Source organism: Methylorubrum sp. POS3 (genome assembly GCF_043352485.1).
In the GTDB taxonomy this organism is placed as follows: domain Bacteria; phylum Pseudomonadota; class Alphaproteobacteria; order Rhizobiales; family Beijerinckiaceae; genus Methylobacterium; species Methylobacterium suomiense.
In genome coordinates this window covers 3,143,722-3,169,817 of record NZ_JAPRBT010000001.1, presented here as the reverse complement: position 1 = coordinate 3,169,817, position 26,096 = coordinate 3,143,722, and the positions used below count along the sequence as shown (strand labels likewise).

At 55.5% G+C, this 26,096-nt stretch carries 21 protein-coding genes and 1 pseudogene; 8 read left to right on the top strand and 14 right to left on the bottom strand.

Features of this window, described 5'->3' with window-relative positions:
- Positions 1–6: 6 nt before the first annotated feature.
- A complete protein-coding gene (locus OWC43_RS14655; protein WP_393958567.1) occupies positions 7–600 on the top strand; it encodes a GNAT family N-acetyltransferase in 594 nt (197 codons plus the stop codon).
- A 172-nt stretch (positions 601–772) separates the two neighbouring features.
- Here the strand turns inward: OWC43_RS14655 and gspG are convergent, their stop codons facing one another.
- Complete coding sequence (gene gspG / locus OWC43_RS14650; protein WP_137830587.1) at positions 773–1,228, bottom strand: type II secretion system major pseudopilin GspG; 456 nt, start codon at positions 1,226–1,228, stop codon at positions 773–775.
- 174 nt (positions 1,229–1,402) lie between these two features.
- On the opposite strand from gspG, the gene OWC43_RS14645 reads away from it, so the two are divergent.
- Both OWC43_RS14645 and OWC43_RS14640 read left to right on the top strand, forming a co-directional pair.
- Positions 1,403–2,263, top strand: coding sequence for a hypothetical protein (locus tag OWC43_RS14645; RefSeq protein WP_393957175.1), 861 nt, complete (start codon positions 1,403–1,405; stop codon positions 2,261–2,263).
- Between the two features lie 9 nt (positions 2,264–2,272).
- Positions 2,273–2,749 carry a prepilin peptidase gene (locus tag OWC43_RS14640; RefSeq protein WP_393957174.1) on the top strand — a complete coding sequence of 159 codons (477 nt, stop codon included), beginning with the start codon at positions 2,273–2,275 and terminating at the stop codon, positions 2,747–2,749.
- A gap of 87 nt (positions 2,750–2,836) precedes the next feature.
- On the opposite strand, the gene OWC43_RS14635 is transcribed toward OWC43_RS14640, so the two are convergent.
- Positions 2,837–2,983 carry a hypothetical protein gene (locus OWC43_RS14635; RefSeq protein ID WP_238307941.1) on the bottom strand — a complete coding sequence of 49 codons (147 nt, stop codon included), beginning with the start codon at positions 2,981–2,983 and terminating at the stop codon, positions 2,837–2,839.
- A 175-nt stretch (positions 2,984–3,158) separates the two neighbouring features.
- Between OWC43_RS14635 and OWC43_RS14630 the strand changes: the two genes are divergently transcribed.
- From OWC43_RS14630 to OWC43_RS14620, 3 genes are all read left to right on the top strand, one after another.
- Positions 3,159–4,175, top strand: a complete 1,017-nt coding sequence (locus OWC43_RS14630; protein WP_393957173.1) for a site-specific integrase — start codon at positions 3,159–3,161, stop codon at positions 4,173–4,175.
- A gap of 323 nt (positions 4,176–4,498) precedes the next feature.
- A complete protein-coding gene (locus OWC43_RS14625; RefSeq protein WP_393957172.1) occupies positions 4,499–6,877 on the top strand; it encodes a DEAD/DEAH box helicase family protein in 2,379 nt (792 codons plus the stop codon).
- Between the two features lie 133 nt (positions 6,878–7,010).
- Entirely contained in the window at positions 7,011–7,460 is a 450-nt protein-coding gene (locus tag OWC43_RS14620) for a hypothetical protein (protein WP_393957171.1), read from the top strand.
- Positions 7,461–7,709: 249 nt separating this feature from the next.
- Here OWC43_RS14620 and OWC43_RS14615 read toward each other — a convergent pair whose 3' ends face one another.
- From OWC43_RS14615 to OWC43_RS14605, 3 genes are all read right to left on the bottom strand, one after another.
- Positions 7,710–8,051 (bottom strand): hypothetical protein, encoded by a 342-nt coding sequence (locus OWC43_RS14615; protein ID WP_393957170.1) that lies wholly within the window; start codon positions 8,049–8,051, stop codon positions 7,710–7,712.
- Entirely contained in the window at positions 8,048–9,577 is a 1,530-nt protein-coding gene (locus tag OWC43_RS14610) for an ADP-ribosylglycohydrolase family protein (RefSeq protein WP_393957169.1), read from the bottom strand. Before OWC43_RS14610 ends, OWC43_RS14615 begins: the two co-directional genes overlap by 4 nt.
- A 438-nt stretch (positions 9,578–10,015) precedes the next feature.
- Positions 10,016–10,141: a hypothetical protein gene (locus tag OWC43_RS14605; RefSeq protein WP_393957168.1), complete on the bottom strand. Its 126-nt coding sequence runs from the start codon at positions 10,139–10,141 to the stop codon at positions 10,016–10,018.
- Between the two features lie 734 nt (positions 10,142–10,875).
- On the opposite strand from OWC43_RS14605, the pseudogene OWC43_RS14600 reads away from it, so the two are divergent.
- Together OWC43_RS14600 and OWC43_RS14595 are read left to right on the top strand one after the other, a co-directional pair.
- Positions 10,876–10,932: pseudogene (locus tag OWC43_RS14600) on the top strand (DUF4113 domain-containing protein); the annotation flags it as partial.
- 300 nt (positions 10,933–11,232) lie between these two features.
- The gene (locus OWC43_RS14595; RefSeq protein ID WP_393957167.1) at positions 11,233–11,829 is read left to right on the top strand and encodes a hypothetical protein; all 597 of its coding nucleotides are present in this window, start codon (positions 11,233–11,235) and stop codon (positions 11,827–11,829) included.
- Between the two features lie 34 nt (positions 11,830–11,863).
- Here OWC43_RS14595 and OWC43_RS14590 read toward each other — a convergent pair whose 3' ends face one another.
- The 9 genes from OWC43_RS14590 to OWC43_RS14550 all read right to left on the bottom strand — a co-directional run bounded on the left by OWC43_RS14590 (position 11,864) and on the right by OWC43_RS14550 (position 25,504).
- The gene (locus tag OWC43_RS14590; protein ID WP_393957166.1) at positions 11,864–12,418 is read right to left on the bottom strand and encodes a recombinase family protein; all 555 of its coding nucleotides are present in this window, start codon (positions 12,416–12,418) and stop codon (positions 11,864–11,866) included.
- 448 nt (positions 12,419–12,866) lie between these two features.
- The gene (locus OWC43_RS14585) at positions 12,867–14,108 is read right to left on the bottom strand and encodes a hypothetical protein (protein WP_393957165.1); all 1,242 of its coding nucleotides are present in this window, start codon (positions 14,106–14,108) and stop codon (positions 12,867–12,869) included.
- Positions 14,105–14,560, bottom strand: coding sequence for a response regulator (locus tag OWC43_RS14580; protein WP_393957164.1), 456 nt, complete (start codon positions 14,558–14,560; stop codon positions 14,105–14,107). Before OWC43_RS14580 ends, OWC43_RS14585 begins: the two co-directional genes overlap by 4 nt.
- The gene (locus OWC43_RS14575; protein WP_393957163.1) at positions 14,541–17,996 is read right to left on the bottom strand and encodes a hypothetical protein; all 3,456 of its coding nucleotides are present in this window, start codon (positions 17,994–17,996) and stop codon (positions 14,541–14,543) included. The genes OWC43_RS14580 and OWC43_RS14575 overlap by 20 nt, the downstream gene beginning before the upstream one ends.
- An 818-nt stretch (positions 17,997–18,814) precedes the next feature.
- A complete protein-coding gene (locus tag OWC43_RS14570; RefSeq protein ID WP_393957162.1) occupies positions 18,815–20,896 on the bottom strand; it encodes a glutamate synthase central domain-containing protein in 2,082 nt (693 codons plus the stop codon).
- Positions 20,897–21,382: 486 nt separating this feature from the next.
- On the bottom strand, positions 21,383–22,438 hold the full coding sequence (locus OWC43_RS14565) for a TonB-dependent siderophore receptor (protein ID WP_393958566.1): 1,056 nt from the start codon (positions 22,436–22,438) through the stop codon (positions 21,383–21,385).
- A 12-nt stretch (positions 22,439–22,450) separates the two neighbouring features.
- Complete coding sequence (locus OWC43_RS14560; protein ID WP_393957161.1) at positions 22,451–23,869, bottom strand: TonB-dependent siderophore receptor; 1,419 nt, start codon at positions 23,867–23,869, stop codon at positions 22,451–22,453.
- 138 nt (positions 23,870–24,007) lie between these two features.
- Positions 24,008–24,904, bottom strand: coding sequence for a FecR family protein (locus tag OWC43_RS14555; protein WP_393957160.1), 897 nt, complete (start codon positions 24,902–24,904; stop codon positions 24,008–24,010).
- A 102-nt stretch (positions 24,905–25,006) separates the two neighbouring features.
- Positions 25,007–25,504, bottom strand: coding sequence for an RNA polymerase sigma factor (locus tag OWC43_RS14550; RefSeq protein ID WP_393957159.1), 498 nt, complete (start codon positions 25,502–25,504; stop codon positions 25,007–25,009).
- Between the last annotated feature and the right edge of the window lie 592 nt (positions 25,505–26,096).

The following is a 26,096-nucleotide window of genomic DNA, read 5'->3' as shown; positions in this document are numbered from 1 at the left end:
GCGCTCATGGAGCGGGGCTGTCCGGCCCATTGGCCGGACATCGTGATCCGGCCCTCGTCGGATGCCGACGTGCCGGCGATGATCGCGATCTACGAGCGCCACATCCGAAAGGGCGTCGGGGATACCGGCGACTTCGAGGAGGAGCGCCTCCTGCCCGACGAATTGAAGCGGCGGCGCAAGAACATGCGCAGCAAGCGCCTGCCCCATCTCGTCGCCGAGCGGGACGGGCAGGTGGCCGGCTACGCCTATGCGGTGCCGTTCCGCAAGCGCCCGGCCTACCGCTTCACCCTTAAGCACTCGATCTACGTGCACCCGGACCACCTGCATGCGGGCATCGGCCGGCGCCTCCTGCCGGCGCTGATCGAGGCCTGCGCGGCGGGCGGCTACCGGCAGATGATCGGCTATATCGACGCGAAGAACGAAGCGTCCCTGCGCTTGCACGAAGCCTGCGGGTTCGCCCGCGTCGGCTATCTCCCGGCCATCGGCTACAAGTACGGGCGCTGGAGCGACAGCGTGATGGTGCAGTGTCCGCTCGGCTCCGGCGCCGACGACCAGCCCCAATCCTGGCGCAAGCCGGAGCCGGCCGGCCCGACGGAGTGAATGCCGGCCGGACGTGCGCGATCCGGTTCCCCAGCCCATCCTCCTTATCCTGACGTGCCCGTGAAGCGGGCCTCGAAGGAGGGTTCCAGTCTGCTCGCGATCCCTGGAGCCCTCCTTCGAGGCGACGCTGCGCTCGGCGCCTCAGGATGACGGGGTGTGATCGGAATAGGTTTCAATTGCTGGTGACGTCGCTGGCGTCGTCGGTGCCGCCGACTTTCATGTCGCTGCCGAGGGAATAGATCTCGTAGGGTTTTCCGCCGGAGCCGGGGGAGCGATAGAGGTAGGGCTGGTTCCACGGGTCGATTAGGCCGCGGGCATCCCGCAGATAGGGGCCACGCCACCCCGCGCCGGTGGACTGGACGAGGGCCTGCAGCCCCTGCTGGCCCGTCGGATAGGTGCCCTGATCGAGATAATAGAGTTCCACCGCCTGGGCGATGTTCTTGACTTGGATGCGGGCCGTATCGCCGCGCGCGCGGCCGAGATAGCCGAGCACCTGCGGCGTCACCATCGTGGCGATCATCCCGATGATCGCCAGCACCACCAACAGTTCGACCAGTGAGAACCCTGCCTGGTCAGCGTCGGACCGCGTGACGATACATTGGTCGTCCCGAGTCGCGTCGTCCGTCATCATCAATCCCGCTCCCGTCCGTGGGCAGAATGGCGACGATTTCCAAACAAGCCCTGACTAGAGCCGACGGCTCGCCGTTCCCCTGGATTTCTTGATATTTGATATTTGTTATCGGATTCCTGCGACGGTCCCGACCGAACCGGCGGGCTGCGCCCCGCGCCCGTGCGAGCGCTCATGTCATCGGCCCTGCATCCGCAACCAAAGCGTTGGATCCGGCCCGTCGCGGTGGTCGCGCTCGCCCTGCCGCTGCTGCTGGTCGCCGTCCCGGCCGGCGCGGCCGATGCGGCACCGAAAGTCCTGACCCTTCCCCTGCCGGCGCCGTTCCCGCCGATCCGGGTCCTGACCCTCTTCGTCGGCCTCCACCTGATCGGCCTGTGCTTCGGGCTCGGCGGGGCGACGATGCTCGATTTCTGGATCCTGCGGTGGATGCGCTGGGGTGGCCTGCCGCCGGAGATTGCCCGCACCTTCCTGTTCGTCAGCAAGGTCGTCTCGGTGGGAATCGTCCTGCTCTGGATCTCCGGCCTCGGTTTCCTGGCCCTCTACAGCGTGGAATCTCCGGAGAAGCTGTCGAACCCCAAGCTCCTGGCGAAATTCATCATCGTTCTGGTCCTGACCGTGAACGGCCTGCTGATCCACGCCCTCGTCCTGCCGAGCGTCCTGCGGGACGTGAGCCGGCCGATGTTCGAGGGCGTGTCGCACCTGACCACCATCGTGTTCCTCGTCTCCGGGGCGGTCTCCGGCGTCTCCTGGTACGCGGCCTTCGCCCTCGGGCTGATGCGCGAGCTGAACGGTCGCGTCTCCACCGGGCTGCTGCTCGCCCTCTGGCTGGTGGCGGTCGTCACCGCCGCCCTCGGGGCCTTCGCGTTCTGGCAGTACCTGCTTGCCCGCAGCGCCCGCGGCGAGATGGCGAAGCCCTCCCCCGACTCGCGCCCGCTCGATTTCGGCGATACGCCCCCGCCCCATCCGATGCGGGCGGTGCCGATGACCTTCACCCAGGTGCCGGAGAGCCGCATCGTCCTCATCGGCCGACGCTGAACCCCGCGCATGACACTCGATCCCGGCGCCCTTCTTCTGACCTTCCTGCCGCTGCCGATCACGCTGGCGCTGAGCCTGATCGACCTGCGTCGCCGGATCCTCCCCAATCCCCTCAATCTCCTGCTGTTCAGTCTCGGCCTCGCCATCGCGGCCTTGCGCAACCCGGATGCGCGCATTCTGGCCGCCTGCGTCGCACAATCTGCGGCGGCGTTCCTGCTGCTCTGGGGCCTGCGCGCCCTCTACGCCCGGCTGCGCGGCCGGACCGGCCTCGGCTTCGGCGACGTGAAATTCGTCGGCGCCGCGACCGCCTGGATCGGGCTCGGCGGATTGCCCTTCCTGATCCTGATCGCCAGCATGACGGCCCTGGTTGCCCTGGCCGGAGCGGCCCTTGCCGGCCGGCGCGTGACCCGCACGTTCCGCTTGCCGTTCGGGCCGTTTCTGGCGATCGGGCTGCACGCCGCCCTGCTCGCGGGACACGTGCCCTGACGCTCCGTCGCCCTCGAGCTCCGACCAGCCGTGCGCGGTTGATCCCGACGCCCGAGACCCAAACACCGAAGGACCGTCTCTTCGGACCTACTGCGCCAGTTGGCCGACGCTGGTGATCGCCCCCATCACCGAGATGATCAGACCGCCGATCAGGCCGCCGACCGTCACGGTGACCAGCGGGGTCATCAGCGCCAGCAGGCGGTCGATGCGCTGGCGGGTCTGGGTCTCGTGCATCTCCACGGCCCGGAACTGGACGCCGAGCGGATAGACCGCCGCGGCGCCGAAGCCGAGCGCGGTCGCTAAAAACCATTACTAATCATAGGCTTGGGCATATGCACAACGCACACACGAAGCTAGTGAAAACGATTGTTCGACGGTCCTGTCACACTTGGGTCACAACGGACGGCAGATGGCTACGATCAGAAAGCGTAACGGCAAATGGCAGGCCCAGGTCCGTATCAAGGGTTCAGGGGCTTTATCGCGAACGTTCCTGACAAAAGCAGATGCACAAGCTTGGAGTCGGTCCCTTGAAGCAGAAGCCGTTCGACGTGGACTGCCGGTCGGGTTGAAAGTTCTCGATTCAATGACCGTAAGTCACATCCTTATCCGATATCGCGATGAGATAACTCCAAATAAACGTGGGGCGGTAAGAGAATACGTTGCCATTCGGGTAATGCTAAGATCGGACATATCCAAGACAACACTATCATCCCTCTCAGCTGCGGTCGTAAATAAATACATTAAGCAGCGTCTAGCTACCGTTGCACCGGGAACAGTTCGCCGAGAACTAAGCATACTACAACATGCACTTGGAGTATCTCGCAACGAATGGGAGCTTCCCTTACAATCCAATCCAGTCGCAATGTCTAAGAAGCCGCAGGCCGCAGAAAGCAGAACTAGACGACTAGAGGCGGGCGAATGGGAATGCCTGCGAGATGAGTGCGCACGATCTGGGAACGTGCAGTTGTTGCCTATGGTGGAACTAGGTATTGAAACTGCAATGCGACGGGGCGAAGTATTATCCCTCCAATGGAAGGACATCGATTTTAACAAGAAAACTCTTCTTATACCAATAACGAAGAATGGTCACGCTCGAACAATCCCACTCACACCCAGAGCACTACAAATTATCGAGGCGCAACGGTCGATAAAGCATCATTCGGTCTCCCGCATTTTTCCGACAACAGAAGCTGCAATAAAGATGGCTTGGCGCCGAGTTATTCGTCGTTGTTGTCTTGTAGACTTGAAATATCACGACCTTCGCCACGAAGCTATAAGCAGATTTTTTGAGCTGGGACTCAGCATACCGGAAGTTGCTCTAATCAGCGGCCATCGTGATACCAAGATGCTTATGAGATATACGCATATTAGGCCCGAGAACGTTAGTAAGAAACTTGCGGAGATCGCGGCGGAGGCAAATAATTAAATCCTAATAGAATGCCTTTATCGTACAAGCTTGATGTTTGACTAAGCAAATCCGGTGAATACTATACAATACAGATGTAAATTAGCAGCTTTTTCTATCGCAAACCTCTCTCGCTTTTCGCAGGTTAATCAGCGTTCTATTGTGAACATGACGGTGCTATCGTCCGGATGTCGGTTGGGGGCTCACTCACGACCGACATCTAACCGCCAATACAAGATAAGCGTTGATTTAAGATGCTTTTGTCAGATTGGTACTCAATAAGAACCACACATCGTCTTGAATCGCATTTCAAGCGAGGGCGATTAGAAGAGATTTTTCTGTAAATGTCACTGAACGAGATTTATTACTGTCCTGCACCTACGGGGGCAGGTAAAACCTACGCTATCGAAGCACGAGTGGCCGAGCATGTAAGATGCGGTGAGACGGTTATCTTGACCCAACCGTCCAAGAACCTGTGCCATCAGACCGCGCACGAAATGACTGTACGGTTCCCCGATGTCCATGTGGAAGTCTTCAATCAGGATACGTGCGGGCAGAAAACTGTAGTTGGACTGTCTGAGCACCTGAGAAACCCGCCGGATCGCTCTCATCTGATTATTACTACATGGGCGGCTTTCATGATGCTTCCCCATTTTGATCGTGCTGAACGCTTCCATTTGATCTGCGACGAAATTCCTACAGCATTCGTGCCTGAGCGTGTTCGTCTTCCTGACAATCATAGTTTGCTGACCGATGCCTTAGGGATCAAGGAGGTCGGGCCGATCTATGGACTTGTGAGAGCCGACAATCCTGGCGCTGTACGTAAGATAGCGGAAAATAGGAACCAGGACGCATTCAACGGACTAGTGAATGATTTGGCAAAACGCATTCACTACGGGCGTTATTCCACCTATGTCGACCGTAAATCCTACAATGGACTTCTGAACGGCAGCAAAGATGACCGATACCTAACAACGTACTCGATGCTTAATCCATCTGTATTCCTCGGCTTCAAGTCCGCATTGTTGGCTGGTGCACGTGCAGAAGAGACGATCTTGTATAAGTGGTTCGAGCAGAAGGGTGTGACGTTCATCAAAGACGATGCGTTAATGAGCAAGCTTCGCTATCAGGAGCACGAAAATGGTCATTTGATCCAGTTCTATTATGCGTCTGAAAGAAACTGGTCGAAGACGGAACAGATCAATGATCCTTCATTTAGGCCCAAGTTTCTAAAGTCCGTGCAATCGCTATTTGGGGAGAACGAGTTTGTATGGCAGGACAATGTTGTAAATGAGAAAGAGTCGTTTTCCGGTTTATCACACGCCCATAACGTCGGACATAGCCCGCACGGATTGAATCAGTACCAGCACATCGATAGGGCTGTTATCATATCGGCATTGAATTTCAGCAGAAACGAAGGAGGTTTTCTGACAAATTTGTGCTGCATCGGTCCTGACGAGCAGCGCATTGCATTGTCATACCATAGTTCCTATCAGACATATAATCGAACTTCCGTGCGTGATCCTATGAATACTTCTAAAAAAATTGTAATTCTGCCTGACCGGCAGAACGCTGCTTGGCAGCGCGAACGGTTCCCCGGATCAGAGATCATTCCCTTGGGCATTGACTCGAGAGATGCAGTCAAAACGCGTCCGGACAAGCTTTACGCCAATGCAGCAGATCGAAAAAGGGCTCAACGGGATAGGTTGGAAGAGAGACAAAATGAGATCATGAGTGGCTTGGTAGAAGCTGTGAAATCCAAGAAGAAAAAATACATAATCGACGACTGTCACGGCTATTCCTTTAATACAATAACATGTGTGACATCCCTTCAAGGTTCTATCATTGAACATAAGAAGGATAGCGAATCCATGATGCTTGCTTGCGACAAAAAGATGTTCGTATCAACTATGAAAAAATTCTCGATGAGCAAGTTCGAATCGAAAGAGCAGAACAAGCTCATTAGCCCTGCGTTGTTCATCGATAAGGATGGGGCTGTTTCACGTCGAAGTAAGACCAACGCTTACTGTGGCAAGAACGTCTACCTTGACATCGACAATGGAACTTTGACGCATAGGCAATTATCGAAAATCTTCCCAGATATTGAGATGATTGTCTATAGTTCCTATAGTCATACTAGGGAAATTCCCCGGTATCGCGCTGTTTTTCTAACTGATACGATCATGTCACCTGAAATGTATACAGCAATCTACAACATGATTTGCGAAAGGATAGAACTCGACGGCTACAAGAAGGATTTTAAAGACGGATTTAACCCCAAGGAGAAAGTGCACGGGATTGACCGCAAGCCTTATCTAACCGACTTGTTCTATCTCCCTTGCCAGCCTGCTGATGGTGACGGGTTTTTCATGTACTATCATAGTGGCCGAAAGCCGCTCGATGTGTTGGATTGGTGCAACAACTCTTTTCCAACACGCTTCGATGAGAATGGTGTAGCGGACGCGGTACTTCAAGTGTCGGCGAATGATGTTGCGGCTGATCACGCTCAACTATGCGAGACGGCCCTGCAACGCTTTCGAGATGAGACGGTCGTACAAGGTAAAAGCCATAAAGAATTGAGAAAGCTCAATTTTACACTGCTTGATGGCGGTGTAGATGACGCATCTCGGGACGTGACCCTAACCCAAGCAGCGTTGTCGAGCCGTTCACCGAAAGATCGTCTGGCTGACAGCGCAAGATTGATGCGGATAAAGCGTAGCTGACAAATCAGTTACTTGGACTGGCATCCTTGGAATATCGTCCAATCGAAGCTGTCGGTTTAACTAGCATTGTTTCGTTACCATAATGTCTGTATAAAGTGATTGTCGGTATCGCAGAGCAATTAAACGAATAGTCTTGGATGCCGACGATGACAACCACCCTAATATCGAAATCAAAACGTTGAAAGGATGTAAAATGACAACCATTAAAGTAAAAATCAATACTGATAAAGGCATCAATATTGATATGCTTGCGGGTGCAATCGGAAGGGCGATTAATATGTTGGAAGACGATAAGCGACGTGGGCAACTCGAGCCAGAAAACGGGAGTCTCCTATTGGACCTTTGGTGTTTCAAAAAAATTGTCCGCAATTACGATTCGGTGGATAGGCTTACTCAATCCATCAGTCCACTCAGATACAGCAAGTTTCTTCATGAATTAGCTGGTCTACGGTGGGGTACAGATGATAAAATTCTAGAAAGCTATCTTAGCTATGAGGCAGACAGATACCTCAATACTTGTGAAGAAGCTCAGTGTTTAGATGACAGTGCGGAAAGCTATCTGTATTTGCACGAATATAACTGAAATTACTCACATTTAATGTGGTAAGCCGCTTATGGTTGATTGCTGAGAACGAGTATTCTTGACATTTGAATTACTTGATTTCAGTCAATCAACCTACGGAATCCATTAGAGCTACGTCAAAACGAATAGACATAAATTGGTCTATGTGCTGCGTGTGTATGATATGACCAATTGCAAAGACGGGCGCTTGTAAGTTAGACCCTGACAAGTGCCCTTCTTATTCACTACAACCCTACCAAAACTGAGAAATTACTGTGCCAATCTCAACGAGCTAGGTCCCACTGTCATCGTCCAATTCAATTTCTCAATGATAGTGCCATCTAGCCCAATGCGGATACCTCGATTCGGAGCAAGGTTGATGATGATTGAAACCGGTCGTCCGAACGATGGGAGTTCCAGGCCTCCATATCGAGCAAGCTTGGCCTGTAGTCCTACCAAAGCCTGATCGATGTACGAGTCTTCCGGCTGCGACAGATCTAGGTCGATGCGTTTCAGGTTCGCCGCGCCCAGCGCCCATATCGTCATGAGTGACGTGGGCGGCCAATTCGCAGTCTCGATCACGGCATAGGGGATGAAGGGTTCGTCACTCATCGCAGGGTCTCCGTGAAGAGACGATCCGCCAACCCTTCGATCCGATCATTCCAGGCGAGCATCTGCCGCCATCGTTCGGGAATGCCTAACAGACCGTAGAACGCACCGGCAAGCTGGCCCGTGATCGCCGCCGTAGTGTCAGCATCATCGCCAAGGTTCACCGCCTTGAGGACGGCCTCCGAGAAGCTGCCTGACGATCCCACGCACCATAGGGCAGCTTCAAGGGAATGGAGAACGTAGCCGGAGGATCGGATGGCGTCCCGGTGCTTCCCCTTCCATGATCCGTTGATGATCGCCTGCACACCATCACAGAGAGGATGGTCGTAGGATGGGCTCAGAACGTCCGTGAGAGGCTTTCCCTGGATCGCAGCGGCAAGGATCGTGGAAAAGGCTTCGCAGCTATCCGCGGCCTCTTGAGCACCATGGGTCGTATAGCTCTGCCGTCGCGCTGCATCCTTCAAGCGGTCGGGATCATTGAAATAGCGTAGTACGACTGGTGACAGACGCATCAAGCTCCCGTTCCCGGCCGTCATCTTATCCGTCGGACCAGCGTGGATGTCCCCGGTCTGTTCGAAGCGGGTAAGGGCCGTCGCGGTTACGTTGCCAATATCGAAGCAATGGCCCCTGACAGAATTCTCACCGTCCCTGAACCATCGGCAGAAACGTTCAAGAAGGTCGCGTTCATTGAGGCCGTCATGCGCGATCAGACTGTCCGCGAGACACAAGGCCATCGAGGTATCGTCGGTCCATTCACCCGCCTTGAGGTTGAAGGGACCACCGCCGACCATGTCTGTAATGGGATCGAAGCTGCCGCGCTGCCGAAACTCCACCGTGGTCCCGATAGCGTCACCCAGGGCCAAGCCGAACAGTGCACCAAGGGCACGATCCCGAATCGCGTCTAGAGTCGTTGATGGGAGGCGTTCAGGGATCGGCTGGATACAGTGAACGTGGCGTTCCTGCTCTACCGTTTCGATAGCGCCAGGACGGGCCTCGCGGACCCTCTGAATGGCCTTCTCAGGATTGGCGCCAAGCTCGACCAAGAGCCTCGCCGCTATGGTTCCCGCACGTCCGAGGCCACCTTTGCAGTGGACGAGGACGTTTAAGCCGTTCCGAAGGCGTGACCGGACCCCTTCACCGACCGTCATCCATGCTGCTTCGAACTCATCGGTAGGAGTCGAAACATCAGGGATTGGAAGGTGAAGCCAATCGATACCGTGAAGCTGGCATTCCGCCTCAAGCCCGCCAACCTGTAGGGCCTCGATCTCGTGATTCTCGATCAGAGTGACTAGTGTTGTCGCGCCCCAATCGGAGATCGCCTGAATGTCTGTCGGAAGAGCGCGGTTCCAGCAGCCTGTGGCCCCGTCCGTCTGAACCTTGCCGGGACAGAACGTGACGCCGATCTTCCCGAGCCCATCACCAGCCGATAGTGACGCGATCTCAAGTGGATGCGTCAGGCTGGTTCGTTGTTTAGGCTGACTGTTACGACCGAAAACCGCTTCGAATTTGTGGTAGGTGTCCTCTCGCATAGTATGATTGCTCCCATCACCCATCTATGCGGAAACCAGATGTAATTCAATGTCTGTCTGTTCAATAGGCTCACTGGCAATAGCTGCAATAACTCCAAAGACGATCTTCCACTTGCTTTGAAAGGGGGCTGCGACAATGTTGCTGTTTCGCGCCCCTAACCATCCCAAATCAATATAGGCGCAAGCTAGTGCGTAAGGTCATAGAATCTGATAGTGCACGTTCTGTTGCGCAATCATGTCAATGGCAGATTCGATTCCAATGAGCCTACCGACCATCACTGTCGCGACTGTTTCTATCGCTAGCCTGTATCTGACCTGTATAGCTCACGCGCAGAACTCCGAATTTGGCCCCATAGTCGGTATATGGGCTTGGGATCGGGAGATGTGCAATCGAGCCTTGCCTGACTATGACGAGCGACTCCACATCAAAACTGACGGTCAAAACGGATCAGTTGAAAGCTCTTGTTCTGCTTCTTCGATCAAGCGAACTGGATCGCGGCTGACTTTCCGCAACACCTGCGCCTCGGAAGGTGAACGAATAAAAAGCACCGTTAGCGTCGACATGATAAGCTCCGACCGTATCATCTGGAAGGAGGGAAAGCAGAAGTCTGTCAACTACGTGCGCTGTGATAATGGAAAGACAACCAAACCGACAAGCGACGCATCAATTAAGACTCTGAAATCCTTCGAATCTGGCTCGTTCAGCCTATCGAGCCATGGTTATAGCGCGACAATCGTTACCCTTGCCGATCCAGACACATCGAACGCAACAATGACAGGAAAGGTAACCCGAGCCGACGCCGAGGAGTCGTGTCAACGAAATTCTACGAACGGTGAGGGACTGAAACCGAAAGCGTTGAAGAAGTGTATTGATGAAACTATGACGATTGAAGGATCAAAGACATATGTTTCCAAGGCCAATTGTACTTCTCGCACGATCACCCCACATTTCGGCGGAATGTATACGATTGTTGCCGTGACGAGTACAGGATCAGCCAGAATATTAAATTCTCAACGAGAGGATGTCGGCTCCGTAACAGCAACCGGGGGCCCTTCAATACAAGAGCAATTCGAGAGGCTGTGCCCGCTATCATTCAAGAAACTCATGCGGTCTTGATATCACCACGGACCTGATGGCTCTTGATGCGTCACAGCGAGCCTGGACCGGAAGTCTGGATCAAAAGCGTGGTCATTCGCCGATGAAAGCTCTGGACGACTGCAACGGCTGCCACGGACGATTAAGCGTGGTTCTGGCGTCGTCGGGATGGGCTAAGGCCCGATTATGGTCCACCTAGTTCGATATGCGTTCGCCCCGTTACACGACGCGCATCGATGATCTCCCCACGGTACGATAGGAGATTGAATTCGTAACAGGCAGTTAGGGGACAGGCTTCAAGTTAGATTCCTATACCGCACGATTGTTTCACACCTGAGGGAGCACTCACAGTGGTTGGCCTAAGCGACATATCGGCCAATCGCATCAGTGATCGTTAGACAGTAGATGATCGGTCTACTACCGCGTCCGTTGCTACTACCATTCAGGAACAGTTGGAGAAAATCCTTCGGACGGAGTTTCGCAGACTCAAACGGTAATTTAAACTCATAACGTAGGCTGTTGGCGGCGGTGACGCGGCGGCCGCATCTGTGAGGGCGAGATGGTAAAACACAACTGCCAACTCATCGGCGACATTGCCTTTCAATCAATAATATATTACAACAGTATTTCTGGACGTCCTGACGCTCCTGAAAGTTTCATCCGAGATCGAACCGCTCAAGTCTACCATCAGTCAACGGCGTGCAAAGTTACAGTCGAACTGCCTATGCGGGTTTTCACACGCGAATGGGGAGTACAGCCTGCTCAATTAAGCGGGCTAGGCTCGTTCCGCGTGGATATGGCAGCTTTCATATCCGGAAATGATGCCACAGTACAACAACTCGACATGTTGATTGAATTTAAGCGTTGGACAAATAGATATGCTGCAACAAAAGATATTCGTAGAATAAAGAAGATGATAGAAGCAGTTCAATCAGTCGCGTTTATCAATAATCGCCCCATTGGTGGATATGTAGTGGTTTGCCCTCAGTACCCCCAAGGTATGGAAATGCTGACTTATGCACTAAATGACTTCGCGCTGAGATTTCCAATATGTTATCAAAAGACAGCCGCCACCTTATCGGATAGTGGCAACACGTATGGCGTAGGTGTCGCTGTGATCGATGTACATCAGTGTTTAGAGGGGCATTACGGCTGATCGAAACGTGTCGCAACGGCCTGAAGCCGGTCTGCTACGGTTGCGTCTCCGAGCCGATGATCCGGTAAACCTGCATCCGCGAGCATCCGAGCGCTTTGGCGATGGATGCGGGTCCATGACCATCAGCCTTCATTGCCAACACCTTCTCTCGATCCAGCCGCCGTGTCCCACCCTTGTAGACACCCTTCGCCTTCGCGGCCTCGATTCCTTCCCGCTGACGTTCGAGGATGAACCGGCGTTCCATCTGACTCACCATGCCAAGGACGGTCAGCACGATGCGTCCACTCTCGCCACGGGTTGAGACGTGAGGGTCGAGAACGGTTAGATATGCGCCGCGCTGGTCGAGTTCGTGGACGATGTTGAGAACGTCGCGAGTGTCACGGCCAAGCCTGTCAGCGCGAACTACGACCAACTCGTCACCCTCACGGATGAAGTCGAGAATGGCGGCCAGTTCCGTGCGACCATCACGAGAGGCACCAGAGACCTTCTCTGACCGGATCGGCTGGCATCCTTCGGCCATGAGCCGTTCGATCTGAATGTCGAGGGACTGATCCTCCGAACTGCACCGCGCGTAGCCGATTCTCGCCAACTGTCACTCCAAGCTCTAGACTCGGTGACAATGCCGTAACACCGGGGACAAGGCAATCCTGATGTTACGCTTGCGCTTAGGGAGAATCGGCGGCGATGTTACGTCACCCTAGGGTACACCCAGGTGGTGCGGATTTAGGCGGTGGCATCACACGGCATTGTTCTCAAGGCATTCTCGCAAAGTCGTGTGATCCAGAAGATCGTCATGCTGGCGGTACCCGTGACAAGATATAGTTGCCCGCTTTGCTGAGGCGCCCCTTCGTCTTTGAGACCCTGAACTCAGCCAACAGCTTCCTCGGATTTGCTCACAGGCGGCAAGCGTATGATGCCGCATACCGAGCGTCATTCACTCCATCCCTGAGATGCCGATGCTGTCAGCCTAGGTTCTTACGTCGTTGCCAAGTCTGAACGACGTTAGCAGTATCTGGCTTTACCGCGACAGACTGTGCTTAATCTGTTTCGCTACTCAAATGTCCCATTAGATACTTTTCGGCAAAGATCTTAAACGCCTGCGCCGAAGTATAGGCAGCATATTTTTGATAGTGATCATTCTTCTTTTTATCACCAGCGTCCGAAACCGCCTTTGCGACAATAACGAGTGGTCGCGGCTGCGGTGCAGTTTGCGCCGAGAACATCACAGAAAAGGCCTCCATTTCGACGGCAAGTAAATCTTTGTGTAGATCGATAACTTTTTGCACAGCTGGTTGGCTCTGAAGTACCGATGCGCCAGAAGCCATAACGCCGATTTTGACGACGGGCAATATCTTAGGCTTGATCATTGACGTCGATTCATGAGCTTGCTTCAGTATTTGACCATCGCTCGACATTTCTTTCACGTTGCGAGACAACGTTTCATCCAGACGTCGCTGGTATGGCGCCGGCAAAAATACGTCCTCACCATTGACACTTTTAATTTTACCACTACCCCAATCCCATGTAAGGTCAGCGAATATGACATCTCCGATACGCGTTCTTCCTTTTACCCCGGCTGTGATGCCGGTCATAAAAACGTAACGTGGCCAAAAAGTCATAATACCTTTGACTGTTGCTATAGCAGCTCCGCTCAAACCCTTGTCAGACGCGTGAACCGCTACGATAGACGCTGCTGATGGCCCAGACTTGATTGTTCCACGATAATAATCACTTGCATCATGAGGTATATCGATTTTTTTAAAATCGAATGGAAGCGCAAGTACTGCATCTAACTCAGGATCTCTTAGAGCCGTCACAACCAATATATCAACTCGATGTGTTGCACCATCGGATAAATATGGAGGGTTCAGTGTTGGCCTTATATCCACAACAGATTGAACAAGCTTATTTTGCCAATCATCCGACGTATGATCGTACTGAAGGACCTGCCATACAAGACTATCGTTATTTTCTTCAACATGACGATAAGTTTCCATATCAGAGGTCATGCCTACTACGCAGGCTGGTCTATGCTTGGCGCCTCTGGCCTTTAGCCACCTGATGATTTCCAAACCTCCATTTTTGTCTGCGTCTCCGGACGCACTACGAGGCAAATGCATATCAAGTATCATGAAATCGACTTTAGACAGTGTCAAATGTCTCTTAGCATCAACCGCATTTGTAACAGTTTTAATTGAGGTCTCGAAAGGAACGCCCCGGAGAGCTTTCACAATCTTTGCGCACTTATGGTGACTGTCTTCAACAACAAGGATATTCATTTCGAGAGTTCCGTAAGAGAGTTATGAAGCTGAGCGTACCAACTGGAACGGGATTGACTGTAATAAATGATATCAACAAACTGATAGCCAAATTCAGACCTTAATACGTCTCCCAACTCGTCAAACGTAAGTTGCTCATCGAGCAATCCGAAATTTTCGTAAGCAGTCAACACGATTACTGGAGATTTGTTGCCAGATCGGCGGAGCTTACGCATAAGATCATAACCTCCAAGCGGTCGAGGTCTACCGTGACGCGTGTTCATTGTGGCGTCAAAGGTCGGAAGGCTCATGTCTAAAATGATACAATCAACTGTCACGCCGTTCTCAAAAAATTTGAGGCCGCTCTGATACGATCGGCGCAGCTCGATTGTGATTTCGAACGGCAAGTCGTTCAAAGCAGCGGTAACACGATCCGCCTTTTGCGTTTCATCCTCAATGAGCAGCACTTTCATCAAGAACTCCTATGTTCAAATGAAAAGATATGACCACACCGTCTGTTTCGTTAACGTCAGTCATAAGCCCACCGCTGTATGGCAGATCATACCTTAATATCCGTTTCATTTTTTTTATACCGGTCTTTCTGCCCTCTACGCCGTCAGCCGCCGCGCTGTAATCGCTGCTTTCCCGCAACAAACTAATTTCATTCCGCCGTTCTTCGATATCAATGCTGCCGGACAGTTCACTGGAAACGGTTATTTTTATGAATGACTTATGGTCGACTGATATAACCACGGAAACGCTTGGAGCGCGATCTGTGAATCCAGAATGTTCCGCTGCATTTTGAAAGCAGTTAGTAAGCAAGTCGACAAGAGGGCTTAGATAAGCTCCCCTGATGAAAATACTATCGTCAACGTCCGATGTTACGGCAAGGGGATACCTCGGGTAACAGTTATTCGTGATTAACATTGCAACTGCGATCGCCGTTGATGGCTGAAATGGCTCATTGGACTGGTTGCCGGCGCGGATAAACCAGCCAGACACACGCTGCAGGTTGATCAAAAAGGCCGAACGACATCTTGTGATAGCGTCAAGTAAGGCACTAGGTGGAGAGGGGAAGCAAGCTGCTCTGATTGATCGTTCCAACTCATCGATTTGCACTATAATCTTGGACTTAAATACTGTGTCTAATTCGCTGCGAACGACCAACAGCCTGCTGTCTAATGTTTCAAGAAAATGACTATACAATCTGTCTAAAAACTCGTCATACTGTGTTTTCGGGGTGATACTGCGTTGAAGGTGTTTGTAGGACTGGTTCGATATAGCGAACCGAAATAGACCGTCTGGCGTCTTCTCAGAGTAAACTCTGATTTTTTTGTCTTTAATCTCATTAGTAAGATCGATTACCCTGGACGAAAACTCTGCTACCGCTGCTGCTATCAAAGTAATTTGGCGTTTGGTTACATCCAGGAGAAGATGCCCCCAATTCCTGTCAAAGTCGGCTTGCGGGTCTTTTGAGTCCTGGGCGATCAGTAACTCTTCGGCAACAAAACTCGACTGCAGTTCGCCCTCAAGGACGGCATGTAAGATGCGGGTTGTAAGATACGTTTTGAACCCATGATTAGGCTCAGACACGTACAAATCGTACGAGCGGTGGGCGATCGACAAGAAAATTGAGTCCCTCTCGGAGGACGGGATAATCAGATAATTATATTCGCTTTCACCCTTGAGTAATTTTCTCAAAACTTGCTCTAGTTGTCCGGTCTTCTCCGCAACATGCGGTGCAGTAAGTATCTCAATATACTTATTGAATAAAGGCCTGAGCTCTGTCTCAAATATTCGTCGGATACCTTCCTCGTGAATGTAGATTTTACTTCTTTCAAATTGCAAAGATAAACGTGCTACTTGCTGATCTTTCGTTATGGCTGAAATCTCTTGGGTGTACACGCCTTTGTTGTCAGCGTCATTCGTCACTAACCATTGCAGCACCTTGATCCGGTCAGCTTCGATTTCATCGACGGTATCGAATCTAATAGTGTCTTCAATCCGAGCTGAGGTACAAATGTGTCGGAGGAAGTAAATCATGAACGGCGATTTTTGTGTCGATAGCATCTCGCTCGGATGGTCGATATGATAGTAATCTAGGGTATCCTCCATCGCATCGGACAAATCTCCATCACGATCACTGGAATAGTAGGTCGAATAGACATGTAATAGAACGCATCTATATAAAGCAGAAGAATTAACTCCAGCCTTATCGACTGCCCAGGATACGAACTGCTTTATATCGTATAGGGCATAACAGCGATTGTTCGAAATATATGCTTCAGCGAATGCTCGGAGCGCCTGCTCAATATCGTCTAATCGCCAAAATATTGCGTGCCGATATATTCCAATGCGCGGATTTTGCTGTTCTGCCATGGAGGACATAGACTCGATGATCTGCAGTGCGACAGCCACTTCACCAGCGTTGAAAGCGGCATAGGATTTATATATTGCGTGTCTGATAGTTGGAACGCGCTCAAGGACACCTGAGGTCCATCCGAACTTATCCCTGTCAGCGCAAAATAATTGCAATCTATCTGTTGTCGAAGCACTGCCCGCTAGAATATTGACCATGTAGCTAAATAAGTCAGGGAAATAATGTTTCAATATTGTGTAGTTCTGCGGCTGATGCAGTGTGCATGATAAAGCCCACAACAACTGACTAGTTCTATATTCGTATAACGCTTGTGGTTCTAATACGCGATCGAGAAGCGCCGCTATCAGAATGGCAGTTGATGTGTATCGGAATTGAAATGACAATAATCGAAGGTTCGAGCGGGAGTTTTCTAGGTCGGATGATAAATTTATAAATGACCTCATCTCATTGAGTAATCTATAAAGTAGCGTTTCCTCTCCAGCGACAACACTCAAATCGATAGCTGATTTTACAGTTAGCTCATACCACCAATTTTTCAATGGAGAATTCACTAAGTTGCGTTCTAGTGATGAGTGCAACAATGACTTTTCATTCAATGTATATTGGTCGCAAGCTTCCAAAAATGCATTATCGGTAGACATTATTTGCTTGTGTCCTGATAATGTAAGTATGTTCCGCAGCCTTAGATCATCAACAGACTCGACCATCAGCGCTAGCTGTTTCAATTGACCTGATTTCATAAGAGGTTGGCAACTTAGCTGAAGCATTACGACGAAATTCTCGTATATATCAATCAATGGCGAATTAGACTCATTAGAAAGGCAGTGATTTATACTACGTAGTGAGCTCAATTCGGCGGGAAGTAAATGATATGTAATGTAATCTTTGATATCATTTGTGTCGTCTAATGTCTCGCGCCGTATCTGTTGGTAACTTACATTGTCTTCTAATGAATAACTCATAAAGTAAGCAAGATACGCTACTAATGGGTGGATTCCGGTAACATTTATGATGTTCGATAAGGCGTCTTTTTGAGCTCCTATACCGCCATGCGCTTGGGCAAGTGCGAGTGACGAATGAATATACCATAATGAGTAGCCAAACACACTTTTGATTTCATTGAGACAGGCTTCAGCGTTTGCATAATCTGCTTTCAGCATAGCCGCATGGTACATGTCTCTGTAGATTATATAATCATTTATTGATGATGCATGGTGCTCAACGACGGCGGCAGCCCACGCGAGTTCGATAAAATCTGGCGCCGTCGCCATACGGAGCTGCTTTTTCATGTTATCTACTGTCTTAGGAAATAAATCGCGATAAAATAAATTGCGGTAATATCCGCTTCCAATAACGCCACGCGCTATCTCTATTGCTGCCTCTGGCGAGATCAGGCGGCGACTCTGAGATAAATTGAACGCAATATTTTTCTTGTCTTTGTGAATGACACGGTAGAGTGCACGAAGTGACGAAATCGTCGTCGAATCTGATGATTTGTTGTTGTCGTTAGTTCGACGCTTGCTGCTCACGTCATACCCTTTCAGGCGGCAGTATCTAGTTGCGCCAGGATAATCGCACAGCAAACCACTTACAACCTTAGCTTATCTGAGGTTTTCCACTGGTATGATCCACGCGAGAAATCTCATAGGATAACAATGGTATTGCTCGAATTTATGAGGATCTATGCTGAAAAAACAAATCAATATTGATATTATCGAATCTGGTTCCATGCATTTCAAAGATGCACGCAATCGCCGGCAAAGGAGCTGGCGCAGCGAGACCCTCCAAACTGATCGCTTAATTTTATTCCGGGGCTTGCCTCACGAAATACTAAGCTCATACAATTTGGGTCCATAGACTGATCGTACTAAGGCAGGTTCTGTACTTGGCTATCAATTTGTTTCTGCTGGTAGCCGTCCCCGTTGCATTAATGTATCGTTGGTCTTGCGTTTTTCTACGTTTCACTACCTTATTTTGGGGACTAATGAAAATTCTCGAACATCGTTGTCGTGATTCATATGAAGTTTGATCCACATACTCGATCCTTTGACGCTATCGACGTATGTTGGACCGGCAACTCTTTTATTATACACGTGATTATGGAACGGGATGATTGCCTAACTTCTGAGTGAGCTTGGTTCAGCGTCCCTCCGAAGGCAGAATCAGTTCGAGCCGACCGAACCTTTCACTAGGTCCGGTCACAATCTGGTCACACCGTCAGTCACAAATCCCTCAAATCGAAGCGTAGGATCATAGCACAGAGCACCGAGCCTACGCCCGATTGAAAGCTCCAAGGTACTGAAAGGACGATTGTTTTACGGTTACGTGTGAACACCCGGACATACGCTTAAAGCAGACTATCGTGCATCTCCTCGGCCCGGAACTGGACGCCGAGCGGATAAACCGCCGCAGCGCCGAAGCCGAGCGCCGTCGCGACGTGGTGTGACGAGGCGATCTGCCCGCTCTCCGCGATGAGCGAGACGCGCAGGCGCAGGCCCTCGGCGATCAGCCGTTGATTGACCGCCGAGACGACGATGATCAGCGGCAGCGCCGCGCGTTCCCGGGCGACATGCCGGTCGGTCAGCACCGCGATGCCACCCTCCTCGCGGGCGAACAGCGAGACGGCCTCGCCGAGATCGTCGATCGCCCGTTCGATGGCGCGCGCATTGACGGCGGCATCGTCGAGCACGGGCCGGTAGAGGATCTCGAAGCGGCGATAGGGCGTCGCCGTCTGCTCGCGGATCTTGAGCATGTCGAGATGGGTCAGGATCGGCGAGGCGACGACGATCTGGGGCGCGGCCGGCGCGCCGATATTCGGCTTGGCCCCGAGGGCGACGCGCAACGTCATGCCGTCGGCCTCGCGTAGGGAATCGAGCGGTGGATTGGTGACCTGGGCGAAGCGCTGGGAAAAGTACTTGGCGACGCCGCCCTCCTGGTCGGAGAGCGCATTGATCGCATTGCCGTAGCCCATCGCCGAAATGCGCTCGGCGCCGTTGTCCAGCATCGGGTCCATCAGGAAGCGAAAGCTTTCCTGATTGTGGGAATAGGCGACGTAGCGCTGATGCCGCGCGAGGTCGCCGTTGTAGCGCAGCGGCGATCCCTGGCCCTCGGCGGGGATCTCGGGCAAGGCGGCGAGTTCCACCCGCGCCGCGCGCAGGAGTGCGGCGTAGTTGCGCCGGGCCGCCAGCATCTCCAGTGCGTCCAGGGTGCCGTAGGCGCGCTTCTCGCGATGATCCCAGTAGAGCATGCCGCCCGCCTCGATCCGGCCGCGTCGCAGCACGGTCTCGGGGGGGAAGGCGATCTGCCCGGCCTCCGACATCACGCAGAGGTACTCCGCCGTCTCGACGGTGCGCAGGGGCCGCAATCCCAGACGATCCAACCGCGCGCCGATGATCTCGCCGTCGCCGAAGATCAGGGCAGCGGGACCGTCGTTCTTCTCCTCGTAGAGCGAAAAGTATTCGAGCATCGCCCGCACGGGATCCGACAGGGTCGCGTCGTTCTCCCAGGCCGGCGGCATCATCGACACCACTGCTGTGACGAGGTCGAGATCGTCCTGCATCATCCGGCTCTGCAGCGTCTGGTCGAGGCGGCAGGAATCGGACTGCCCCTTCGGCGCGACGATGCGGCCGTTGCGGGCGCGGGCGATCGCGGCTTCGGAGAGGCGGTTCTTCTTGTCGGTGTTGAGTTCGCCGTTATGGGCCATCAGCCGGAAGGGCTGGGCCATGGACGGATGCGGGTCGGTATTGGTCGAGAAGCGTGTGTGAAAGTAGAGCGTGTGGACGCAATGGTCCGGCGCGGCGAGATCGAGAAAGTAGGGCAAGACCTCGTTCGAGTTGAGCCGCCCCTTCAGCACCTGCGTGCGCGCCGAGAACGACAGCGGATAGAAGCCCTCCAGCGACGGATCGGTGAAAGCTTCGGCCTCGATCACCAACAGGGCCCGGTAGATCGCCCGATCGAAAGCGGCGAGCGTCGTGCAGCGCGCCGGCGCGGCGAAGACCCATTGGCGGATCGCGAGCTGATGGCGCACAGCCGCCGGGCGCAACGCCGCCGGATCGACCGGCACCTCGCGCGCCAGCAGGATGTCCAGCCCCTCCTCGGCCAGGGCCGCGGCGATGATGCGCTCGGCCCGCCTGGACTGGTTCTCATCATGGGACATGAAGAAATTGCCGACGCCGAACCGGCCGTTCTCAAGGTCGGGGCGGCCCGTCAGCCGACGGAAAAAAGCAAGGGAGAGGTCGATCGAGATGCCGGCCCCGTCGCCGACACCTTCGGATGACATGCCACCGCGATGCGGGACGGCGCAGAGCGCCTCGTGGGCCTTGCGCAAGACATCGAAAGTCTGTTGCCCGTCCTTGCGCGTGATGAAGCCGACGCCGCAGCTGCTCGTCTCGCGCGCGGGATCGTAGAGCCCATATCGTGTGTCGGACATCTTCAAGGACGGCACATCTTCCATCGCGGCACCCAAGCGGCACTTGGATTCGGCTGGAGCTGGGGCGGACAGCCTGAGCATCGGCCCTCTGACTCAGGACTAGTTCACGTCAAGTCTTCACGCAAGATCTCTCGACAAATCTATAAATGTAATCATTCTATATCAGTTTTTATGCATTCTATATTTGATCTTATGCCGATCCCCTGCGCCATCGTGGGACAGTGCGGTCGGGGATGGCGGCGGGCGACGCCCCCGCTTCCCGGACGCGAGACTGCGCCGCTGAGCGCGTTCGACGCGAGGATTTGAGCGATGGCGGCGGGGGAATGCGGGACGCGATCAGCGCGCGCGGGTCGAAGGCAGGTCGCTCTCCGATCGCCTCGCGGTCGGCATCCCGTTAGAACCGTGATCGGCGGGCCGCCTGAGGCTATGGCCGATCGAACGGGGCTGCGGCGCGCGCAGCCCCCCGGCCCGATCCAGCGAAACCCGTCACCAGCGATAGGCCACCGTCCCGAAAATCGTGCGGCGGAAGCCTTCGAAGCCGGTCCCCTGGTAGAAGCCGGCCGAGAAATAGCGCTGGTCGAACAGGTTGAGCGCGTTGACCGAAAGCGTCACGCCGCTCCATTTCGGATCGAGGCGGGCGAGATCGTAGCTGATCGAGGCATCGACGAGGGCATAAGCCGGCAGGCGGTCGATATTGGTGATGTCCGTAGCCGCGCCGACATAGCGGATGCCGGCCCCGGCGCGCAGGCCCGCCAGCACACTCGAACTCGGGAAGGCGTAGTCGAGGAACAGCGAGACCGTGTTGCGCGGCGCGTTCGGCAACCGGTTGCCGAGATTGCTGCGGCCGGTGAACGGATTGACGTTGTCCTTGGTCACCTTCGTGTCGAGATAGGCGTAGCCCGCCGTCATGTTCAGGCCGTCGGTCAGGGAGGCCTTGCCCTCGATCTCGAACCCCCGCGAAACCGCCTCGCCGGTCTGGATCAGGAAGCCCGGTGCGCTCGGATCGATGGTCGGCACGTTGGTTTGGGTGATCTCGAAGGCCGACGCCGTGTAGAGCATGTTGCCGCCCGGCGGCTGATACTTCACGCCGGCCTCGATCTGCTTGGCCTCCGACGGATCGAGCACGCTGCCGTCGCGGCGATTGCCGGGGTTAAGGGCGAAGGAGGTCGAGTAGGACAGGTACGGCACGATGCCCGCATCGAACTGGTAACCGAGCGCGGCGCGATAGCTGAGCGCGTCAGGGTTGTTGCTCGACGGAATGCCGGTCAGCTTATCGGTGGATTTGGATTTCGCGTAATCCTGCCGGACGCTTCCCGTGATGATGAAGCCGCCGAACTTGATCTGATCTTGGATGAAAAAACCAAGTTGCGAGTGCCGTCCGTCGCTCACGACACTCGGTGCAACGGGAAACGAAACACTGGTTGGGTAAACTGGACTATAAAGATCGATGTAAATATTATCGTCGTTAAACGTGCGTCGGTCACGACCCCGATAGCGCCAGTAGTCGACGCCTGCGACGATGTTGTGCTGAAAACCGAGCAGATCGACGCGGCCTTAGACGTGGTTATCGATCAGGATCGCCTGCGAAGCCTGTGTGCGCTTATAGGGGTATATCTGATACAGACGATCTTTCACGACACTTCCGTTGTCGGCACCGACGAGCTCGAAATCACTGGATGTATCAGTAAAGCGGGCAGAGGAATGGACAATCCAGTTCTCGGCGAAGGTATGGTCGAGAATGTAGCCGATCGACTTGGTCTCGATTGCCTCCTTGTTGAAGTTCGGTATGCCGAGGAACAGGTCGCGCCGGAATCGGCCGAGGGGGCCGGCATAGAGCGAGCCGAGGAACGGCGTGCTCTGCTCGGAGCCGCCCCGGTCAGAGCGGCCGTATTTGGCGAGCACGGTGAGCGAGGTGTCGGCATCCGGCCGCCAGGTCAGGGCGGGCGCGAGGAACACGCGGTCGTCCGGCGAGTACGCGACCTGGGTGTCGGCCTTCCGCAGGAGGCCGGTGAGACGGTAGGCGAATTGCTCGCTTCCTTCGACCGGCCCTGTGAGATCGAACGCCCCCTGGACCCGGCCGTAGGAGCCGCCCTGGAGAGACACTTCGCTGGATCGGGTGAAGCTCGGCCGCTTCGAGGCGAGGTTGACGATGCCGCCGGGCTGGCCCTGACCGTAGAGGACCGAGGCCGGCCCCTTGATGATGTCGATGCGCTCGTAGGCGTAGGGCTCGAGCTGCTGGTTGAAGGCGTTGAAGCCGGCGCGCAACCCGTCCTCGTAGACGTTCTGCAAACCGATGCTGCGGAAGCCGCGGATGGTGAAAGTCTGCGAGCCCTGGCCGCCGGGATAATCCGTCGCCTTCACGTTCGGCGTATAGGCCACCGCCGTCTCGATATCCTGGACGCCGCGCACATCGAGTTCCTCGCGGGTGATGACGCTGACGGCGGCGGGCGTGTCGAGGATCGAGGTGTTGCTCTTCATGCCGGCGGTGGAGCGCCGCGCCACGAAGCCGGTCGTGCCGAAGGTCGGGCTCTGACCTTGAACCGAGATCTCGTCGAGGACTGTCTCGCTCGCCTCAGGGGGCGTGATCGCGCCCGTGCGATCGACGGGGCCGATGGTCACCGTGTCGGCATCGCGAAAACGGTAGGTGAGGCCGGTGCCGGCGAGCAGCGCGGTCAGCGCCTCCCGGGGCGAGAGCGCGCCCTGCGCACCGGCGGAGCGGGTGTCACGGGCAAGCCGGCCATCGACGAAGAACTGGATGCCGGTGCGGGCGGTGAACTGGACCAGCGCATCGGCGAGGGGCTGGGCGGCGATGTCGAAGCGGGTGCGCGCCGCCGCGTCCGCAGGCCCAGCCAGCGCTCCGCCCGGCCCCGACAGGCTCGCCAGGGCCAGCGCCAGAGCGAGCGTGCCGACACTCTGGCACAACGCCTTGCGCAGACCGCTCTGCTGCCCGCTCTCCATCCTGATCCGACCCATAGCCCCACCGTCTTCCTGCCCGCTTGTGCGGGTCCGCCGATTGTCGGGAGGGCGCCGCGAAGGACCCTCCATCAGGGAGGACCCCCGGCACGCGCGGAAGGACTATCGGGACGGCCGGATTTTTCGGCGCGGCACGCCTCAGGCGGCCCGGACCAGCGTGAGCAGCGGCGTCAACCGCGTCACGCGGATCGGGAGGGCCTCGCTCAGGATGTCGAGGGCCGCGTCCGCCCGGCGCGCATCGAAGGCGGCGGTGACGGAATGGCGTTGGAGGTCGCTACCCAGGAGCACGATGCGTCCCCGCCGGTAGCGCTCCAGCTCGGCCACGGCCCGCGGCAGCGGCGTGTCACGGAAGACGATCCGATCCTGGCGCCAGGCCGCCACGGTGGCAAGGTCGGCCGTCGCCAGCACGGGTGGGCGGGCGGGGTCGCATTGCGCCTGCCAGCCCTGCGCCACGGTGAGCGGCGCGAAGCCCCGTGCCTCGACCGAGACCGCCTGCGCCTCGGCCGTGACGGTGACTGCATCGTCGATCCGCTTCACGTCGAAGCGCGTGCCGCGCGCCTGCGCCGTGACCGGTCCGGCCGATACCGTGAAGGGTTGCCCTAGCGGGACGTCGAAGAATCCCTCGCCCCGGAACAGCACGACCCGCCCGCCTTCCGTCGGCCCGTCGAGGGAGAGCGCGCTGTCGGTGCCCAGCTCCGCCCGCACGCCGTTGGGCAAGGGCACGGTTCGGCGCTCGCCGATCCCGGTCCGGTGATCCGCGAACAGGTCCGGCCGGCTCGCGAGCCCGGCACCGCCGCCGGCCGCGAGTCCCGCCGCGACGCCGCCGAGGAGAAGCTTGCGCCGGTCGAGCCGGACGCCGCGTCGTCCCTCTTTCTGCTCGGACACGACGTCGAAGCGGTCCCATAACGCCTTGGCGCGGGTGAACGCGGCGGCGTTGGCCGGATCGGCGTCGCGCCACCGGGCGAAGCGACGCCGGTCTTCGGCACTCGCATTGTCATCCTGCATGCGGACGAACCACTCCAGCGCGGTCGTCATCCGCGCATCATCCGCCGCTTCGGGCGGGGGCCGCGCCCCATCGCGCACGGCGTTTCCGGAATGAGACATCGCTGGCGTTTCCCGCCGCGCGGCTCCGCTCGCTCAAGCAGGGCCGAGGGTCCGATCCAGGGAAGCGAGCGCGGCGACGAGTTGGTTGACGACGGTGCGCGGCGCGATGTCGAGACGGGCCGCGATCTCGGCGTGTGACAGGCCCTCGAAGCGGCTCAGCACGAAGATGTCGCGCCGCCGCGGCGGCAAGGCCGCGACCGCCTCGAGAAGCCGACGCAACTCGCTGCGATAGAGCGTCACCGCTTCGGGCGAGGGGGCGGCGTCGGCGATCTGGGCGAAGGCCTCGTCCGACAGGACCGTCTCCCCCCGTCGGCGCAGGTCGCGCAGATGATTGAGGGCGAGGTTGCGGGCGGCCGCCATCAAGGTCGCGCGACCGTGCCCGGGACTGCCGCTCACGAGAAGCCGCAGGAACACCTGCTGCACCAAGTCCTCCGCACCGGCGCCGCCTCTCAGAAGCCGGCGCACGAATTGGGAGAGCCGTCCGCGCTCGGCCGCATAGAGGGAGCCGATTGGGTGCGCCCCGACATCCATCATCTCAGTTCCGCTCAGGTCGTGTTCGCGGGGAAGCGCCGCTCCGGAAGGGTCCTGCTCGACGATCTCTCTAGCTATGCGGAACTTAAATTGACGAGCAAGAACAATATTTTGTATTTATTCTAATTGAGAAATGTCTCTGCGAATGACCGCCACAGCCATCTCTCAGAGCGGATTATTCAAATAACGCCACGATCAAGAAATTTGAGAACCGGTATTGAGACTATCGCGCCCCTGCAAGGCGCTATCCGGATCCTATACAGGATCTTATCGCAGCACTCCACGCTTTATTGCAATCATGATGATCGCTTCAGACATGATGAGGCGATCTGAGAAGATGCCATCATCATACTATGCTCTGAGATGGTCCGTTGCCTGATAGCGCAGGGTGCCCGTCCTCCGGTGTAGGGTCCCTGAGGGCGGGGCAACATCCGACGCACGCCGTCGTGACATCCGCCAACAGACGGGTCACCCGGCCACGCCCATTCGGGCAGCCAGCCCGCTCCCCCTCTCCGAAGTCTTGCCTCGAAGGCGAAGGCTCAGGAGGCTGTCCCCGAAGATCCGGATGAGACGAAAAACGGGAATCGAGCGT